The organism is Micromonospora sp. NPDC005979, from assembly GCF_040614415.1.
In the GTDB taxonomy this organism is placed as follows: domain Bacteria; phylum Actinomycetota; class Actinomycetes; order Mycobacteriales; family Micromonosporaceae; genus Micromonospora.
The window spans coordinates 103,444-120,083 of record NZ_JBEXUR010000012.1; the positions used below are offsets into that span (position 1 = coordinate 103,444).

Consider the following 16,640-nt stretch of genomic DNA (forward strand, 5'->3'; position numbering starts at 1 on the left):
GCCCGACCCGATCAACGGGGCGGGCCTCGCCCCTTCTCCGGGTCCATCCCTGCGGCCAGACCCGCGACCAGCCGGGCCCCGCGGACCTGTCGTGGCCCCTTTGCTCTGCTTCAACGGAGGCAACACCTCGCGTCCGGTATCCGGACATCGACTGTCGCCTCCGCTGAAGCAGTGCAAAGGACGTGAAGAGAGGGGTCGGCGCCGGAGGCGTACGCCGAAGGGCGGGCCAGCGTCCGCCTCGCCTCGCCGGGGAGTGCAGTAGGCTCGGCAGGATTCCCGGTCACCGGGCGGTGAACACCGGGAATCGAACGACCGTCACGGCGGTCGAGCCAGAGGAACAGTCGCGCTTGTAGGGGATGCTTGTGGTCTTGCGTCATGTGGTGGCACTCGCGCTCCGACACGGTGCGTGATGTCCCGCCCCGACCCCTACGGCGGCGAGCCGCGCGGCTGGGATCGGCCGGAGCGCCCGGTCGCCCTGCCCTGGCCCGAGCAGGAGCTGGAGGCCGGCCAGTGGAGCCGCCGTCCGGCCGCCGGGCCTGAGCTGTACACCGAGCCCCACAGCCGCGCGTACGCCGAGCCGCAGTCACCGGACCCGTACGACGAGCGTGGTCGGGCCGTCCGCCCGGACGACCGGGACCGTTTCGACGACCGGGGTCCTTACGGCGACCGCCCACCGGCCGGTGACCCTCCGCCGCGCTACGACATCCGCGACGCCGGGCCCCGTTACGACGACCGCGACGCTCCACCGCGCTACGACAACGGCGACGACCCGCGCTACGACGGGCCGCGCTACGACGACGATGCCGGTTTCCCCACGGCGCAGCTCGCGCCCATCGGCGCCGAGATCCTGCCGGACGACGACCCGATCACCGACCCGGAGCCGCCGGTGGGTCGGCGGCCGAAGGGACGCCGACGGGCCAGCGTCGACCGACCGGCGACACAGCAGGTGGGTACCGGACGAGCCGGCCGCAACCTGCCGGCGGCGATCGGTGTCGGCCTCGCCCTGGGCGCGCTGATCGTGGTGCCGTTGGCCGTCTATCCGCCGGCGTTCCTGCCGGTGATCGCCGCCGCCGTCGCCATCGGCATCTGGGAGATGGCCCGGGCGGTCCGGCGCAGCGGCGCTCATCCGCCGCTGGTGCCACTGCTCGCCGGTGGTGTCCTGACCGTGGGTCTGGCCTGGTTCGCCGGCCCGGACGCGCTCAGCCTCGGGCTGTTGGTGACGGTGCTCGGCACGATGATCTGGCGGTTGGGTGACGGCCCGTCCGGCTTCCAGCGGGATCTGACCGCCGCCACGCTGATCGCCGTCTACGTGCCGTTCCTCGCGGGTTTCGCGGCGTTGCTGGCGGCGGCCCCCGACGACGGTCGGCTGCGCATCCTGGCCACGCTGATCGCAGTGGTCCTCTCCGACACCGGCGGGTACGCGGCCGGGGTCTCCTTCGGCCGGCATCCGATGGCTCCGTCCATCAGCCCGAAGAAGTCCTGGGAGGGGTTCGCCGGCTCGGTGACCGCGGCGGCGCTGGGCAGCGCCCTGCTGCTGTGGCTGATGTTCGACCTGGCGCCGTGGTGGGGCGCGGTGTTCGGGGTGGCCGTCTCCTGCGCGGCGGTCCTCGGCGACCTCGCCGAGTCGATGATCAAGCGGGATCTCGGTATCAAGGATATGAGCAACCTGCTGCCGGGGCACGGGGGCCTGATGGACCGGCTGGACTCGATCCTGTTCGCGGTGCCGACCGCCTACCTGTTGCTTGCGATCTTCGTGCCGCTGGTGGGGTGAGGCATGCGTCACCATGGCCGGAGCGCTGCCGACCGACGCCGGGGGCCGGTTCGACACCTCCGGACGGGTGCCGAAGGCTTCAGGCGTGACACACTGGACCGGCCATGACGAGTCTGCCGCTGATCCCCGCCATCTCGGACGCCCCCACCGCACGCCGGGCCTCCATGCCACCGCAGCACCTTGCTGACCTGGACCTGGCCGGCCGCCAGTCGCTGGTCGCCGGGCTGGGCGAGCCCGCGTTCCGTGCCAAGCAGATCTCCAACCACTATTTCGGGCGGCTGGTACGCGATCCGCAGGCGATGACTGATCTGCCCGCCGCGACCCGTGCGCGCCTGGCCGACGAGTTGCTACCCACGCTGCTCACGCCGGTGCGTGAGTTGGCCTGCGACGACGGCGCGACCCGCAAGGCGCTCTGGAAGCTGCACGACGGCGCGTTGGTGGAGAGCGTGCTGATGGGCTACCCGGACCGGGTCACGGTCTGCATCTCCAGCCAGGCGGGCTGCGGCATGGCCTGCCCGTTCTGCGCCACCGGCCAGGCCGGGCTGACCCGCAACCTGTCCACCGCCGAGATCGTCGACCAGGCGGTCTACCTGGCCGGGGTGGCGGCCTCCGGCGCGGTCGCCGGCTCACCGCCGCGGCTGTCGCACGTCGTGTTCATGGGCATGGGCGAACCGCTGGCCAACTACAACCGGGTCATCGCGGCGATCCGTCGGCTGGTCAGCCCCGCCCCGGAAGGGCTCGGCCTGTCCCAGCGGCACATCACCGTTTCCACGGTCGGCCTGGTTCCGGCCATCCGCCGACTGGCCAGCGAAGACCTCTCTGTGACTCTTGCGCTGTCGTTGCACGCGCCCGATGATGATCTGCGCGACGAACTCGTGCCGGTAAACCAGCGCTGGAAGGTAGCCGAGGTGCTGGACGCAGCGTGGGACTATGCCGCCCGGACGGGCCGTCGCGTGTCCATCGAGTACGCAATGATCAAAGACGTGAACGACCAGCCGTGGCGAGCTGACCTGCTCGGGCGGCTGTTGGCCGGCAAGTTGGCGCATGTGAACCTCATCCCGCTCAATCCGACCCCGGGCAGCCGCTGGGACGCGAGCCCGAAGCCGGTCGAGCGGGAGTTCGTCCGGCGCTTGCGCGACGCGGGAGTCTCCACCACCGTACGGGACACCCGGGGTCGCGAGATCGACGGCGCGTGTGGCCAGCTCGCCGCCGCCGAGGACACCGACACCTTCACCGACCGCGCCGAAGAGGCACCGGCGTGACCGGGCGTGGCGAACGACACCAGGAGACATAGTGGCGAGTCAGGGTCAGCGTTTCCGGCGCAAGGCGGTTCGCCGGGGATACAAGGTCGACGAGGTGGACGCCTTCCTCGACCGGGTCGAGGCGACGCTCGACGGCCGACAGGTCGGTGCGCCCGTCGCCTCGCAGGAGGTCCACGACGTCGTCTTCCGGGTCCGGTTCAACGGCTATGACGAGTGGCAGGTCGACCTGCACCTGGACCGGGTCGAGCGACAGCTGGCCGAGTTGGAGGAGCGCAACAGCGCCGGACGCGGCGGCGATCCTCGGATGGGTGACCGGATGGGTCCCCCGGACCGGATGGGTCCGCCGATGCGCGACGACCGTGGCGGCATGCCGCAGCCGATGCCTCCCCGCCCGATGCCCGCCCAGGCCGGTCCGCCGGCCGACCGCTACGGCCGGTACGACGAGCCCACCGGCGCCTTCGCCGGCGGGTACGACGCCCCCCGGGGCGGCTACGACGCGCAGCGCGGCCCTGGCCCTGGTGGCCCCGGCCCCGGCCCAGGCGGTCCCGGCCCGATGGGGCCCGGCGGCCCGATGGGTGGGCACGGCCTGCCGCCGCGTGGCCTGCCGGCCGGTCCGGGTGGTTACGGTCCGCCGGACGATCAGCGGATGCCCGGTGGTTACGGTCCGCCGGACGATCAGCGGATGCCCGGTGGTTACGGTCCGCCGGATGACCAGCGCATGCCCAGTGGTTACGGTCCACCGGATGATCAGCGCATGCCCGGCGGGTACGGCCCGCCCGACGGTCCGCGAGCGTCCGGTGGCTACCCGCCGCCGGAGGAGCCACGCTTCGACGGCTTCGAGGCCGGCCGGCGTGCCCGCGCCGACATGACCGCCGAGATCCGGATGCCCGAGCGTGACCTGCGTGACCTGCGGCGCGGCCCGGCGGGTCCGCCGCCGATGCCGCAGCAGGGCATCGGCGGTCCGCCGATGGCCGGTCCGCCCGCCGTCGCCGGTCCGCCGATGGGTGGTCCGCCGATGGCCGGCCCGCCCGGCAGCGACCTGTACCGGGTCGACCAGATCCGCCGCCGGTTCCAGGTCCGTCGCTTCGGCAGCGGGTACGACCCGGACCAGGTGGACCAGTTCTTCGAGTCCCTGCTCGGCGGCATGCAGCGTCGCAACCCGATGCCGGTCGACCCGAAGGACCTGGACACGCTCCGGTTCGGTCTGGTGCCCGGCGGCTACTTCGAGGCCGAGGTCGACGCGGCGCTCAAGGACGTGCAGGACATCCTTTTCGGGCGCTGACCCGGACGCGTACACGAACGAGGGCCCGTCCCCGGGTGGGGGCGGGCCCTCGGCGTTTGTCGGCCAGTCGACCGGCGGACGGCTGGGTCAGGAGCGCAGACCGTTGCGCCGCAGCACGGCATCGCCGATCACGATGACCAGCAGCAGCGCGGCGAGGCCGACCAGCCAGATGTCCTCGACCCTGCCTTCGTGGTTGCCGCAGAACGCCATGACGACCAGCGCCAGCGCGGACAGCACGGCGCCGATGCGCCCCGACTTGCGGTGCCCGGGCTTGTGCTGGTCCGGCGACGTTACCGGCTCGCTTCCTGCCACTGTCGGTCCTTCCCTCGCGATCGGATCTTTGGTTAGTCTGGCACGCCTCCCGCCCGGGGCGGTGCGGTGGGGGTTTCCCGCCCATGCAGCCCTGCCCGCCCAGGCCGGACGGCTCTACGGGCGTCGAGGGGTGGCCGTCAGACTCACTCCGGTAGCGTTTGGCGTACACCTGATTGTCTGTTTGAGGGGGACTGTGCGGTGCGAGTGACCGGAACCGGGCACGCCAGCATGCGGATCGACACGGCCGCGGGCAGCATCCTGTGCGACCCGTGGGTCAATCCGGCCTACTTCGCCTCGTGGTTCCCCTTCCCGGACAATTCGCTGCTCGACTGGGAGACGCTGGGTCAGGTCGACTACCTGTACGTCTCCCACCTGCACCGGGACCACTTCGACGCGAAGCACCTGCGGGACCACATCTCGAAGGACGCCACGGTTCTGCTTCCCGAGTTCCCCACCTCCGAGATGGAGGACGAGTTCCGGGCGTTGGGCTTCACCAAGTTCCTGAAGGCGCCCAACGAGCAGGTCGTGGAGCTGCCCGGCGGTCTGAAGATCATGATCCAGGCGTTGACCAGCCCCACCGACGGCCCGATCGGCGACTCGTCGCTCTGGGTCGAGTACGACGGGGTGCGGCTGCTGAACCAGAACGACGCCCGCCCCACCGACCTGAGCGTCTTCGCCGAGCTGGGGCACGTGCACGCGCACCTGCTCCAGTTCTCCGGCGCCATCTGGTACCCGATGGTCTACGAGCTGCCGCAGGCGGCGAAGACCGCGTTCGGCAAGCAGAAGCGCGACCGGCAGTTCGACCGGACGTGGCGGTACATCGACGACCTGAAGGCCGATCACGTCTTCCCGATCGCCGGCCCGCCGTGCTTCCTCGACGACGAGCTGTGGCAGTTCAACGACATCCACGGCGACGAGGGCAACATCTTCCCCGACCAGTCGGTCTTCCTCAGCGAGTACGCGAAGGTCGGCGGCACCAACGGCATCGTGCTGCTGCCGGGCAGCGTCGCCGAGGTCACCACCGAGGGCGCCAGCACCACCCACCCGGTGCCGGTCGAGGAGTTCTTCGCGAACAAGGTCGCCCACCTGGAGGAGATGCGGGAGCGTAAGCGCCCGATCATCGAGGCGGAGAAGGCATCCTGGCGGCACCCCGAGGTGGACGTGCTCGGCGAGATGAAGAGCCGGATCGAGCCGTTGCTCGACGAGTCGATCTACCTGGCCAAGGGGGTCGGCGGCCCGGTCCGTTTCGACCTGGTGGGGTACGACGGGGAGAGCGTCGAATCCATCGTGGTGGACTTCCCGGGCAAGGAGGTCCGGCCGTACGCCGAGGAGAAGGTGCGGTACCGGTTCCGGACCGAGCGGTCGCTGATCGAGCACCTGCTCTTCATCGACGAGGTGGACTGGGTCAACTCGCTCTTCCTGTCCTGCCGGTTCTCGGCGGCGCGGATCGGCCAGTACAACGAGTTCGTCTACGCGTTCTTCAAGTGCCTGTCCGAGGAGCGGCTCCAGTACGCCGAGGGCTGGTACGACGAGCACGAACGCAGCACCGACGCCGAGGACATCACGCTGGGCGACTGGGTGGTGCAGCGGCGCTGCCCGCACCTGAAGGCGGATCTGACCCGCTTCGGCATCGTCGAGGGTGACCAGCTCACCTGCCAGCTGCACGGTTGGCGCTTCGACCTGCCCAGCGGCCGCTGCCTGACCAGCGTCGGCCACAAGGTGAGAGCCCACCGGGTCGACGCGGAAACCCCCGCCCCCGCCGGAGAAGCCCTGAGCTGACCCCTCCCGCTCCGCGATCTTGCACTTTCGGTGGGAGCAAACCACCGCAATCGCCCCGCAACGGCGACCGAAAGTGCAAGATCGCGGGAGGGGGTGCGCGCGAGACGCACCACCGAGAGCGGGGCGGGCGTGGCAGGGGCGGACGCGCGGAAGGATTACCGGTACGGGCGCGGTCGGGAGATGGCCCGGGACGCGGCGCGGGTCGAGACGTTCAGTGACGGGGTCTTCGGGGTCGTCCTGACGGTTATGGCCGTCGAACTGCTCCAGACCGGCCCGGCCCGCGAGGGCGGAAGGGAGCTTCCCGCCGCCCTCGCCCACGCCTGGCCGTCCTACCTGGCGTACGTGATCACCTTCGGGATCGCCGGTCAGGTCTGGATCGCCCACCACAACATCTGGCGGTACGTGGTCCGGGTCGATCAGATGCTGCTGGTGCTCAACCTGCTCGTGCTGCTCTTCATCGCCACCATCCCGTTCACGGCCGACCTGTTGTCGGACAACCTGCGGGGCAGCGCCACCGAGCAACGGCTGACCGCCGCCCTCTACCTCGGCACCGTGCTCGGTGAGGCGATCTTCGTGAACCTGAGCTGGTGGTGGGCCCGTCGCGCCAGGCTTCTGCACGCCGACCTGGATCCCCGGTTGGCTCGGGCGATCGCACGGCGGATACGGCTGAAGCCCGTGCTCTACCTGGTCGCCTTCGCCTCCGTCTTCGTCGACCCGATCCTGAGCCTCTGCGCGTACCTCCTGCTGGTCGGCTTCTATCTCATCGGCGGCCCGGGTGACCTCCGCCCGTACGCGCGCCGGGCCGAGTCACCGACCTAGGTCCGCGAGGATCCGGCGGGCCGCGTTGTGGCCGGCCGCGCCGATCACGCTGCCGGCGGGGTGGCAGCCGGCGCTGCCCGCGTACACGCCGTCGATGCCGGTGGCGTACGGCATCCGGTCGGTGAACGAGACGGTGTTGTCGACGTGGTGGATGTGCCCACCGGTGATGCCGAAGTGGGCCTCGATGCCGGGCGGCGGCAGCGGCACCGCGTCGGCGATCAGGTCGGCGGTGCCGGGGGCGTACCGTTCGACGATCTCGACGAGTCGGTCGACGTAGCCGGGCAGTTCCGCGTCCCAGGTGGTGCCGGTCAGCTCGTAGGGCACCGACTGGACGAACAGCGCCGACGAGTGGTGCCCGGCCGCGTCGGAGAGCGACGGGTCGACGGTGGTGTGCAGGTACCACTCGATGGTCGGCTCGGCCGGCAGCCGCCCGGCCTGCACGTCCGCCCACATGTCGCGCAGCGCGGCCATCGGCGAGGTGGTGTCCCCGCCGACCAGCGACGCGGAGCCGGGCAGCAGGTGGATCGTCGACCCGAACGGGCTCGGCGCGTCGGCCGGCAGGCAGGAGAAGCGGGGCAGGCCGCGCAGCGCCAGGTTGAGCTTGAGGGTGGTGCCGGGCCGGCGGACCGCCGCCATCTGATCGCCGAGTCGCGCCGGGAGCGCGCCGTCGGGCAACAGCTCCATCAGCCGGTACGGATCACACGCGCCGAGCACCACCCGGGCGCTGACCTCCCGGCCGTCGGCCAACACCACTCCGCTCGCCGCGCCGCCGTCGAGGGTCACCGCGCTCACCGGCGTACCCGTTGCGATGGTGGCCCCGGCGGCGCGGGCGGCGTCGGCGAACGTCCGCGAGACGGTGCCCATGCCGCCCTCGGCGATCATCCAGGTGCCACCCGAGCCGGGCAGCCGGCACATGTTGTGCACGAGGAAGTTGTGGCCCGTCCCGGGGTCGTCCGGGCCGGCGTTGAGGCCGGAGAGGCCGTCGGTGACCGCGTACATGCTGACCAGCAGTTCGGAGCGGAACTCGAAGCGGGCCAGGTAGTCGGCGACCGACCCGCGGACCAGGTCGACGAAGGCCTGCCGCAGTGCCGGGCGGACGTGCCGCTCGGCGGTCTCCTCGACGCTCATGGGCTCGGCCAGCCAGGCGGGGGCGAGGTCCTCGCGTAGCGCGGCGAGTTCGGCCTGCATGGCGTCGTCGGCGGCCACGTCGGCGGGGGAGAAGAACTCGGTGAGCTGCGCCCGGGTGGCGGCGGTGTCACTGCCGAAGAGCAGGTACGGCGAGCCGAGGCCACCCGGTGTGGGCAGGAAGTAGTGCGGGTCGCGGCGCAGCACCGGGATGCGTACGTCGAGGGTGGCGAGCAGCTCCGGTGGCATCAGCCCGAGCAGGTACGAGCCGGTGGAGTGGCGCAGCCCCGGCACCTTGGGGAACGGGTTCTCGGTGCGGGTAGCGCCGCCGATCACGTCGGCGGCCTCGACCACGAGGACGTCCAGACCCGCGCGCGCCAGCAGAACCGCGGAGACCAGACCGTTGTGCCCGGCCCCGACGATGACGACGTCAACCCGGCTGGGAATCTCACCACTCATGCCGCCGCAGCCTAGTCCCACCACCCCCACCACCGCCCGCGGCAACCCGGTGATCAAGAGGTTCGCGTCAGGAAACGCCGTCCGGATGACGCGAACCTCTTGATCAACGGGGGTGGGTGGGGAGGTGGACCGTGAAGGTCGAGCCTTTGGTGGGGGTGCTTTCGACCTGGACCGTGCCTTGGTGGGCTTCCACCAACTTGCGGACTATGGCCAGGCCCAGGCCGCTGCCGCCGGTCTGCCGGCTGCGGGACTTCTCCGCCCGCCAGAAACGGTCGAACACCCGGGGCAGATGCTCGGCGCTGATGCCGCTGCCCGTGTCGGCGACGGCGATGGTCACCTGCCCGTCGGCCGCCCCGGCGCTGATCGTGACACTGCCGCCGGTCGGAGTGTGGCGTACCGCGTTGCCGACCAGGTTGCCGACGACCTGCCGCAGTCGCACCGGGTCGGCGTACACCTGCGGGTCGGCGTCGAGGAGCACCGACAGCGTCACGCCGGCCCGGTCGGCCTGCACGCGGTACGCCTCGGCCACCTGGCCCAGCAGGTCGGCGAGGTAGACCGTCTCGGGGTGCAGCCGCAGCGCGCCCGCCTCCGCCTCGGCGAGATCCTGCAGGTCGGCGATCACGTGTTGCAGCAACGTCGCCTCCTCCAGCAGCGACGACACCAACCTCCGGTCCAGCGGCGCGACGCCGTCCTCGGCGGCCTCCAACCAGCCCCGGATGGTGGTGACCGGGGTGCGTAGCTCGTGGGCGATGTCGCTGACCATGGCGCGACGGAGTTGTTCGAGGCGTTCGCGTCGCTCGGACATGTCGTTGAACGCCTCGGCCAGCCGGGCGATCTCGTCCCGGCCGGTGACGCGGACACGGGCCGCGCCGTCGCCGTCGCGCATCCGCTGGGCGGCCCCGGTCAGCGCGTGCAGCGGCCGGGTCAGCCGGACACCGGCCAGCACCGTGACACCCACGGTCACCAGCAGCACGAGACCGGCGACCGCCACGATGCGGGCCTGGTTGGCGCGGGACAGATCGAAGGTCGTGGTGGGCCGACCGCCCGGATCGGAGACGAACAGGGTCGCCGCCGGGGCGACGTACGGGAGGAGTTGCTCTCGCCGGCTGGTGCCGACGCAGGCGTTGACCGCCTGGCTCTGGTCCTCGTCGACCTCGGTGGCGCCACGGGTCTGCCGTGCGGGGGCGGACCTCGTCGTCCAGGTCCAGTCCAGGTCGACGTTTACCGGCGCGATCTTGCGCCGGGCCAGGCAGGTGTTCACCAGCGCGTTGAGCTGCGCCAGCGCCTTGCGCTCGGTGGCCGTCGGGGCCGCCAGTTCCTCGCGTGCCTGGCCGCAGATGGCGTTGTCGTTCAGGTCCGTGCCCGGGGTGGCGATCCGGGGTCGGCCGCTCGGCCCCTCCGCCACGACGGCCGCGATCCTGGGCCGTACCCGCAGGCACAGCACGGCCTGGTCCGCCCGGTCGAGCAGCGTGCGGCGCTCGTCGGGCGGGAGCAGGTACGGGCCGGCGGCGCGGGGGTCGATGCGCGCGGCGTCGACGGCCGCGGGGGAGCCCGGGGCCAGGGTGGTGTCGACGGCGAGCGCGTCGATGGTCGCGGAGGGCTTGGTGGGCAGCGGACCGGCCTGCGGCGCCGAGTCGGCGAGTGGTGTGCCCGACTCGGTGGTCAGTGTGATGCGTCGACCCACCTGTTCGGCGAGGGGTCGCAGGGCGGTGTCGACATCGTCCCAGCTCGGGTGGGTCGCCGCGTAACCGATCAGGGTGTCGTAGATGCGGGCGTCGTCGGCGAGCGCCTGGCCCTGTTCCTGCCGGATCGCTCCGGTCGTGGTGCGGACGGCCAGCCAGGCCGTGGCGGCGATCGAGCCCACGGCGATGAGGACGGCCAGCGCGAGCAACCGGAGCAGCAGGCTGCGGCGCAGCGGCACCTCACGCCGCATGGTGGCTCTCCTCGACGAGTTTGTAGCCGACGCCGTACACGGTCAGCAGTCGGGTCGGTCGGCGCGGGTTCGCCTCGATCTTCCGGCGCAGGTTCATCACGTGGACGTCGACGGTCCGGCCGGTGATGTACCTGTCGAAACCGTGCAGGTGGCCGAGGAGCTGGTCCCGGGTGAAGGCCCGTCCCGGCTGGGCGGCCATCGCCTGGAGCAGGTGGAACTCGCCCGGCGTGCACTCGACGCGTCGTCCGTCGACGCGTACCTCGTGGCGGATCGGGTCGACGTGCAGGTCGCCGACCCGCAGCACCGGGTCGGCCGCGTGCGTCGTCCGCTGGCTCCGGCGCAGCAGCGTCCGTACCCGGGCCACCAGCTCGCGTGGGCTGTACGGCTTCGTCAGGTAGTCGTCGGCGCCCAGGTCGAGGCCGAGCAGCAGGTCGTCCTCGGTGGCGCGGGCGGTCAGCATGAGCACGGGTAGGTCGGATTCCCGGCGCAGGATGCGGCAGACGTCCAGGCCGTCGACCTTCGGCATCATCACGTCGAGGATCAGCAGGTCCGGCGGGCGCTGGCGCAGGTGCTCCAGAGCGGCCCGCCCGTCGCCGACGACGACGACCGTGTGCCCCTCGCGTTCCAGGTAGCGGCGGACCAGTTCGGCCTGCTTCTCGTCGTCCTCGGCTATCAGCACCCGCGCGCTCACGGCAGCGACTGTACGGGTCACCGGCCGTCGCAGGCGCTGCCCGTGAGCTGGGGCTACCGGATGAGCATTGCTTCCTGACAGGTCTCTGACAACTCCCCGTGAGGCTGCCGGCATGACGAACGCACCACGACGCGTCGGGTTCGCGGCGCTCACCCTCCTCGCCACGGTTCTGGCCGGCTGCGGCGGTGAGAAGTCCGACGCCGGGGGCACGGCCGACGTCGCTTCCCTCGCCACCGGCTCCGCCGCGCCGAGCGCGTCCGCCGGTGCTGCGGCCGTGGCGGCCGGGCGTCCGCAGTTGCGCCTGGACATGAACGAGGACGAGAAGCAGCGGCTCTGGAACACGTACAACTACTGCCTGCGCGACCACGGGGTCAGGGAGAACAAGGAACGTTCGGCCGGGGCACCCAAGGGGAGCGGCATCATCTCCCTCGACCAGAGCGGTGAGCCGAAGGCGGCGTACGTGGCGTGCGCCGACAAGCTCCCCCTCCAGCCGCCCGAGCTGGACGAGGAGAAGAACCCGAACTACGTGATCCAGTGGAACGACTATGTGCAGTGCCTGCGCGGGCGCGGCATGAAGATCCACTCGCTGCCGGACGGCTCCGGCTGGACGTACGACGACGTCGAGGACGCGACGGGCGGTCTGGTGGGCGCCGCGTACGACAAGGCGGACAAGGAATGCACGATGGAGGCGTTCCGTGGCAAGAAATAAGCTGGCGATGGCGGCCCTGGTGACGGTGACGCTGGCCGTCGTCGGCGCCGGCGTCACGGTGCTGACGCTGGGGCGTGCCGGCGCGGACGACGCGGCGAGCGCCCCGCCGCCGCTGACGACGACGACGGTCACCCGCACCGACCTGTCGGACAGCCGGTCGCTCGACGGCACGTTGGGGTTCGGCCCGGAGCGCGTGGTCAAGGGCACGGGCGAGGGTGTCGTCACCCGCCTGCCCAAGGTCGGTGACACGGTCGCCCGGGGCAAGCCGATCTACTGGGTCAACGACCAGCCGGTACCGGTGCTCTTCGGCGACGTCCCGCTGTTCCGCACGCTCGACAAGCCCGGTCTCGTGGGCAGCGACGTGCGCGTCGTGTCGGACAACCTGGCCGCGCTCGGCTACCAGACCGGCACGCGGCCGACCCGGGCCAAGGACGGCACGAAGATCCCCGCAGGACAGTCCCTGCTCACCGAGACCCTGGTGGCCGCGATCAAGAAGTGGCAGCAGGCGCTCGACCTGCAACCCACCGGCCGGATCGAGGTCGGGCAGGCCGTCGTGCTGCCGGGGCCGGTCCGGGTCAGCGCGGTGAAGGCGGTGCCCGGTGATCCCGCCGCCGGTGAACTGGTGGCCGTCACCGAGAAGGTCAAGCTGGTGACCGTCGCGGTCGAGGCGACCGAGGTCGGCAGCATCCGGGTGGGCGCCACGGTCGCCATCACCCTGCCCGACACGACCGAGAGCCCTGGCCGGGTCGCCTCGATCTCGCACACCGTCGATGGCGGCGGTCCGGACTCCGGGGCGGGCCAGACCAGCCCGCCCAAGGTGAACGTCCTCGTGACGCCGGCCAAGGCGGCGGACGTGGTGAAGCTGGACGCGGCGTCGGTCCAGGTCACGTTCACCACGAGCGCCCGCAAGGGTGTGCTGGCCGTACCGGTCGGCGCGCTGGTGGCACTCCGCGAGGGCGGGCACGCCCTCCAACTGCCCGACGGCGGGCTGGTGGCCGTGGAGACCGGGATGTTCTCCCGGGGGCTCGTCGAGGTCAGCGGGGACGGTGTCACCGAGGGACTCACGGTGGTGACCGCCGCATGAGTACGGTCATCCCCTTCCCGGTCCGGGACGCGCCGACCGAGATGATCCCGGCGTACACCGAACCGGTCCTGCAACTCGACGGGGTGCGCCGGACGTACCCGGGCGGCGTCACCGCCCTGGACGACGTCTCGCTGACCGTACGCGCGGGAGAACTCCTCGCCATCGTCGGACCTTCCGGGTCCGGCAAGTCGACCCTGCTGAACATCATGGGCACGCTCGACCTGCCGACCAGCGGCCGGGTACGCGTCGCCGGGCAGGAGGTGACGGACCTGTCCGACCGGCGGCTCTCCGCGCTGCGGGGACGGTGGCTCGGCTTCGTGTTCCAGCAGTTCCACCTCGTCGGAGGGCTCGACGCCGCCGAGAACGTCGCCACCGGGCTGCTCTATGCCGGCGTACCCCGCCGTCGCCGTCGTCGTACGGCCATCGACGCGCTGGCCCGGGTCGGCCTGGCGCACCGCGTCGACCACCTGCCGCACCAGCTCTCCGGCGGGGAACGCCAGCGGGTCGCCATCGCGCGGGCGCTGGTCAACGACCCGGCGCTGGTCCTGGCCGACGAGCCGACCGGCGCCCTGGACACCGCCAACGGCGAGGCGGTCCTGGCGCTGCTGCTGAGCCTGCACGCCGAGGGCACCACCATCGCCATGATCACCCACGATCGGGACCTCGCCGCCCGTACCCCTCGGCAGGTGGACATCCGCGACGGGCGGATCGTCTCCGACACCCTCGACAGGACCCACCGATGACCACACCGACAGCGGCACCCGGCGGCCGGCCGCCCCGGCTCGCCCCGGGCGACGTACTCCGGCTCGGTCTGCTCGGGCTGACCAGCCGGCGGATGCGGGCGGCGCTGTCCGCCCTGGGCATCTCCATCGGCATCGCCACGATGATCGTCGTGGTCGGCATCCCGGCGTCCAGCCAACGTGACCTGATGGACCAGCTCTCCGCTCTCGGCACCAACCTGCTGCGGGCCGAACCCGTGCCGGACCAGGACCCACCCGTGCTGCTGCCGGCGGAGTCGGTGGCGATGGTGGACCGGATCGGGCCCGTCGAGACGGTGAGCGCGGTCGCGAACACCCACGTCGCGGTCCGCCGCAACGACCTGGTGGACCGCTACGACACGTCGGGACTCACGACCCTCGCCGCGCGCCCGGATCTGCTGGACACCGTCAACGGACGGGTCCGCGTCGGCCGGTTCCTGGACGACGGGACGGCCCGGCTGCCGACCGCCGTCCTCGGCTACGTGGCCGCGAGTCGGCTCGGGTTCGCCACCGTCGACCCCGTCCGGCCGCCCCAGGTGCTCGTCGGCGAACGGTGGTTCACCGTGATCGGCGTACTCGATCCGCTGCCCATCGCCCCCGACCTGGACCGGTCGGTGCTGGTCGGCTGGGACGCGGCCCGGAACCTGCTCGGCTTCGACGGGCATCCCACCGTCGTGTACGTGCGGGCCCGCGAGGCCGCGCTGGAGGACGTGCGTGCCGTGCTGCCGGCCACCCTCGACCCGCAGTTGCCCGGGTTGATCCAGGTCAGCCGCCCCTCGGACGCGCTCGCCGCCAAGCGGGCCACCGAGAACACGTTCTCCGCGCTGTTCCTCGGGCTGGCCGCCGTGGCGCTGCTGGTCGGCGGGATCGGGGTGGCCAACACCATGGTCATCTCGGTGCTGGAGCGCCGCCGGGAGATCGGCCTGCGCCGGGCGCTCGGCGCGAACCGGGGCCAGATCCGGGTGCAGTTCCTCACCGAGTCGGTGCTGCTGTCCGTGCTCGGCGGGGCCGCCGGAGCGGTGCTCGGCGTGCTCGCGACAGTCGGGTACGCCAGCTACCAGGGCTGGCCGCCGACGATCCCGGTGACCTCGGTGGCCGGCGGCATCGCCGGCGCGATGCTGGTCGGGATGGCGGCGGGCGTCTACCCGTCGATCCGCGCCGCCCGCCTCACCCCCACCGAAGCGCTCGCCAGCGCGTGATCAGCTCGGCCGCTGGGCACGCCAACGCGACAGTGCCAGGGTCGCGGAGTAGCCGGCCAGGACGATCACGTGGAACACGTACAGCCACAGGAGCACGGCGACGCCCGCGCCGATCGGGTCGAAGCCGCCGAACGGCACGCCGAGGTCCAGCGGCAGGGACGCGAACAGCACGAAGCCGTGCAGGAACCCGGAGAGGTTGGCCGCCGTGAACGAACCGATCGCGAGGGTGGAGAGCCAGTCCGGCGACGCCGGCCCCACCACCCGGAACACCCACACCAGCACCGGTGTGAGCACCAGCCAGACCGCCAGGAAGGACAGCACGATGCCCAGCGCGCCGACCCAGCCGCCCTGGCGGACCAGGCGGGTGGTGAGCGGCAACGCCAGCAGGATCGACAGCAGCAGCGCGGGCGCCGGCGCGAGCAGCGGCAGCAACAGCAGCCGACCCCGCCACCCCACCAGGTGCTCGTCCGTGCGCGGCGCCGCCACCGACACGAACGCCCGGCGCAGCCCCTCGCCGTACAGCGACGCGGGCAGCAGTGAGGCGAGGGCCAGCAGCGGGGTCAACTGCACCCCGGCGTCGACCAGCGCGGCCACCGCCCGGGGCGCCCCGATCGCCGTCGGCAGGGCCTCGACGGCGTACGACGTGAGCCGGCGTACCCGATCGGCGCCCGCGATCAGCGAGGTGAGCCAGAGGGCCAGCAGCGCCACCGGGACCACCGCGATCGCCCCGTAGAAGGTGATCGCCGCGGCGTGCAGCGACAGGTCGCGTCCGCGCACCGGACGGAACGCGGCACTGGTGATCCGTTTCGCGCGCTGCCAACCGCTGCCCATCGGCTTCTCCTTCCCTGTCGTCGGGGCGGTCACTCCTTAAGATCGCCGGTCATGACTGTTGTCACCACCGAACGCCTCATCCTGCGCGATTGGACCGACGAAGCGGCGGACCTGGCCCGGATCTACGACATCTACTCGCGCCCGGAGATCACACGCTGGTTGGGTGTGTCACCGGGTCTGCCGATGACCGAGCCGGGTCAGGCCGCCGAGCGGCTGCGGATGTGGCGGGACCGGCACGCCGCAGACGGCGGCCGGTACGGCACCTGGGCGATCGAGGTACGCGAGACCGGAGTCGTGGCGGGTACGGCGCTGCTCAAGCCGCTGCCGGGGCGCGACGAGAGTCGGCTCACCGACGACATCGAGGTGGGCTGGCACCTGCACCCGGATTCGTGGGGCCACGGCTACGCCACCGAGGCGGCGCGTGCGCTCATCGTCCGGGAGTTCGCCACCGGAACCCCGGAGATCTACGCGGTCGTGTCGCCGGGCAACGAGCCGTCGATGGCGGTCTGCCGACGACTCGGCATGGCGCACGTGGGCCAACGCACCGACTGGTACGGCGGTGAGGTGCTGGAGACCTTCGTCCTGGCGGCCCCAGCGGCCTGATCGTTCCGGAATCACCTGACGCA

Annotated in this window: 15 protein-coding genes; 10 read left to right on the plus strand and 5 right to left on the minus strand. The window is 71.8% G+C overall.

All coding sequences use genetic code 11. From position 1 onward, the window contains the following. Positions 1-409: 409 nt before the first annotated feature. From ABZ272_RS20820 to ABZ272_RS20830, 3 genes are all read left to right on the plus strand, one after another. Positions 410-1,771, plus strand: coding sequence for a phosphatidate cytidylyltransferase (locus tag ABZ272_RS20820; protein WP_355051591.1), 1,362 nt, complete (start codon positions 410-412; stop codon positions 1,769-1,771). 104 nt (positions 1,772-1,875) lie between these two features. Next, complete coding sequence (gene rlmN, locus ABZ272_RS20825) at positions 1,876-3,033, plus strand: 23S rRNA (adenine(2503)-C(2))-methyltransferase RlmN (RefSeq protein WP_355051592.1); 1,158 nt, start codon at positions 1,876-1,878, stop codon at positions 3,031-3,033. Between the two features lie 31 nt (positions 3,034-3,064). Beyond that, positions 3,065-4,315: a DivIVA domain-containing protein gene (locus ABZ272_RS20830; protein WP_355051593.1), complete on the plus strand. Its 1,251-nt coding sequence runs from the start codon at positions 3,065-3,067 to the stop codon at positions 4,313-4,315. Positions 4,316-4,402: 87 nt separating this feature from the next. Here the strand turns inward: ABZ272_RS20830 and ABZ272_RS20835 are convergent, their stop codons facing one another. Beyond that, the gene (locus ABZ272_RS20835) at positions 4,403-4,627 is read right to left on the minus strand and encodes a DUF2631 domain-containing protein (RefSeq protein WP_007456591.1); all 225 of its coding nucleotides are present in this window, start codon (positions 4,625-4,627) and stop codon (positions 4,403-4,405) included. Between the two features lie 198 nt (positions 4,628-4,825). Here ABZ272_RS20835 and ABZ272_RS20840 point away from each other — a divergent pair, with 198 nt between their 5' ends. Together ABZ272_RS20840 and ABZ272_RS20845 are read left to right on the plus strand one after the other, a co-directional pair. After that, positions 4,826-6,406, plus strand: a complete 1,581-nt coding sequence (locus ABZ272_RS20840) for a Rieske 2Fe-2S domain-containing protein (RefSeq protein WP_355051594.1) — start codon at positions 4,826-4,828, stop codon at positions 6,404-6,406. Between the two features lie 180 nt (positions 6,407-6,586). Next, positions 6,587-7,225 (plus strand): TMEM175 family protein, encoded by a 639-nt coding sequence (locus ABZ272_RS20845; RefSeq protein WP_355051697.1) that lies wholly within the window; start codon positions 6,587-6,589, stop codon positions 7,223-7,225. Here ABZ272_RS20845 and ABZ272_RS20850 read toward each other — a convergent pair. From ABZ272_RS20850 to ABZ272_RS20860, 3 genes are all read right to left on the minus strand, one after another. After that, positions 7,214-8,809 (minus strand): NAD(P)/FAD-dependent oxidoreductase, encoded by a 1,596-nt coding sequence (locus ABZ272_RS20850; protein WP_355051595.1) that lies wholly within the window; start codon positions 8,807-8,809, stop codon positions 7,214-7,216. The genes ABZ272_RS20845 and ABZ272_RS20850 overlap by 12 nt on opposite strands. 103 nt (positions 8,810-8,912) lie before the next feature. Beyond that, the gene (locus tag ABZ272_RS20855) at positions 8,913-10,742 is read right to left on the minus strand and encodes a HAMP domain-containing sensor histidine kinase (RefSeq protein WP_355051596.1); all 1,830 of its coding nucleotides are present in this window, start codon (positions 10,740-10,742) and stop codon (positions 8,913-8,915) included. Continuing rightward, a complete protein-coding gene (locus tag ABZ272_RS20860) occupies positions 10,732-11,433 on the minus strand; it encodes a response regulator transcription factor (RefSeq protein WP_355051597.1) in 702 nt (233 codons plus the stop codon). Before ABZ272_RS20860 ends, ABZ272_RS20855 begins: the two co-directional genes overlap by 11 nt. 112 nt (positions 11,434-11,545) lie before the next feature. On the opposite strand from ABZ272_RS20860, the gene ABZ272_RS20865 reads away from it, so the two are divergent. From ABZ272_RS20865 to ABZ272_RS20880, 4 genes are read left to right on the plus strand one after another with little or no spacing between them, the layout of a single operon-like run. Next, positions 11,546-12,142, plus strand: coding sequence for a hypothetical protein (locus ABZ272_RS20865; RefSeq protein ID WP_355051598.1), 597 nt, complete (start codon positions 11,546-11,548; stop codon positions 12,140-12,142). Continuing rightward, positions 12,129-13,226 (plus strand): efflux RND transporter periplasmic adaptor subunit, encoded by a 1,098-nt coding sequence (locus ABZ272_RS20870; RefSeq protein WP_355051599.1) that lies wholly within the window; start codon positions 12,129-12,131, stop codon positions 13,224-13,226. The genes ABZ272_RS20865 and ABZ272_RS20870 overlap by 14 nt, the downstream gene beginning before the upstream one ends. Before the next feature lie 41 nt (positions 13,227-13,267). Further along, positions 13,268-13,969: an ABC transporter ATP-binding protein gene (locus ABZ272_RS20875; protein ID WP_355051698.1), complete on the plus strand. Its 702-nt coding sequence runs from the start codon at positions 13,268-13,270 to the stop codon at positions 13,967-13,969. Continuing rightward, entirely contained in the window at positions 13,966-15,183 is a 1,218-nt protein-coding gene (locus ABZ272_RS20880) for an ABC transporter permease (protein WP_355051600.1), read from the plus strand. Before ABZ272_RS20875 ends, ABZ272_RS20880 begins: the two co-directional genes overlap by 4 nt. Here ABZ272_RS20880 and ABZ272_RS20885 read toward each other — a convergent pair whose 3' ends face one another. Then, entirely contained in the window at positions 15,184-16,014 is an 831-nt protein-coding gene (locus ABZ272_RS20885; RefSeq protein WP_355051601.1) for a YhjD/YihY/BrkB family envelope integrity protein, read from the minus strand. It lies immediately after the preceding gene. Between the two features lie 51 nt (positions 16,015-16,065). Here ABZ272_RS20885 and ABZ272_RS20890 point away from each other — a divergent pair, with 51 nt between their 5' ends. Beyond that, positions 16,066-16,617 carry a GNAT family N-acetyltransferase gene (locus ABZ272_RS20890; RefSeq protein WP_355051602.1) on the plus strand — a complete coding sequence of 184 codons (552 nt, stop codon included), beginning with the start codon at positions 16,066-16,068 and terminating at the stop codon, positions 16,615-16,617. Positions 16,618-16,640: the final 23 nt, after the last annotated feature.

Excerpts from the sequence above, each read along its gene's own strand:
- ABZ272_RS20865 (WP_355051598.1), top strand. The coding sequence starts at position 11,546 with ATGACGAACGCACCACGACGCGTCGGGTTCGCGGCGCTCACCCTCCTC.
- rlmN (WP_355051592.1), top strand. The coding sequence starts at position 1,876 with ATGACGAGTCTGCCGCTGATCCCCGCCATCTCGGACGCCCCCACCGCA.
- ABZ272_RS20890 (WP_355051602.1), top strand. The coding sequence starts at position 16,066 with ATGACTGTTGTCACCACCGAACGCCTCATCCTGCGCGATTGGACCGAC.
- ABZ272_RS20880 (WP_355051600.1), top strand. The coding sequence starts at position 13,966 with ATGACCACACCGACAGCGGCACCCGGCGGCCGGCCGCCCCGGCTCGCC.
- ABZ272_RS20850 (WP_355051595.1), bottom strand. The coding sequence starts at position 8,809 with ATGAGTGGTGAGATTCCCAGCCGGGTTGACGTCGTCATCGTCGGGGCC.
- ABZ272_RS20885 (WP_355051601.1), bottom strand. The coding sequence starts at position 16,014 with ATGGGCAGCGGTTGGCAGCGCGCGAAACGGATCACCAGTGCCGCGTTC.
- ABZ272_RS20855 (WP_355051596.1), bottom strand. The coding sequence starts at position 10,742 with ATGCGGCGTGAGGTGCCGCTGCGCCGCAGCCTGCTGCTCCGGTTGCTC.
- ABZ272_RS20845 (WP_355051697.1), top strand. The coding sequence starts at position 6,587 with ATGGCCCGGGACGCGGCGCGGGTCGAGACGTTCAGTGACGGGGTCTTC.
- ABZ272_RS20875 (WP_355051698.1), top strand. The coding sequence starts at position 13,268 with ATGATCCCGGCGTACACCGAACCGGTCCTGCAACTCGACGGGGTGCGC.
- ABZ272_RS20820 (WP_355051591.1), top strand. The coding sequence starts at position 410 with ATGTCCCGCCCCGACCCCTACGGCGGCGAGCCGCGCGGCTGGGATCGG.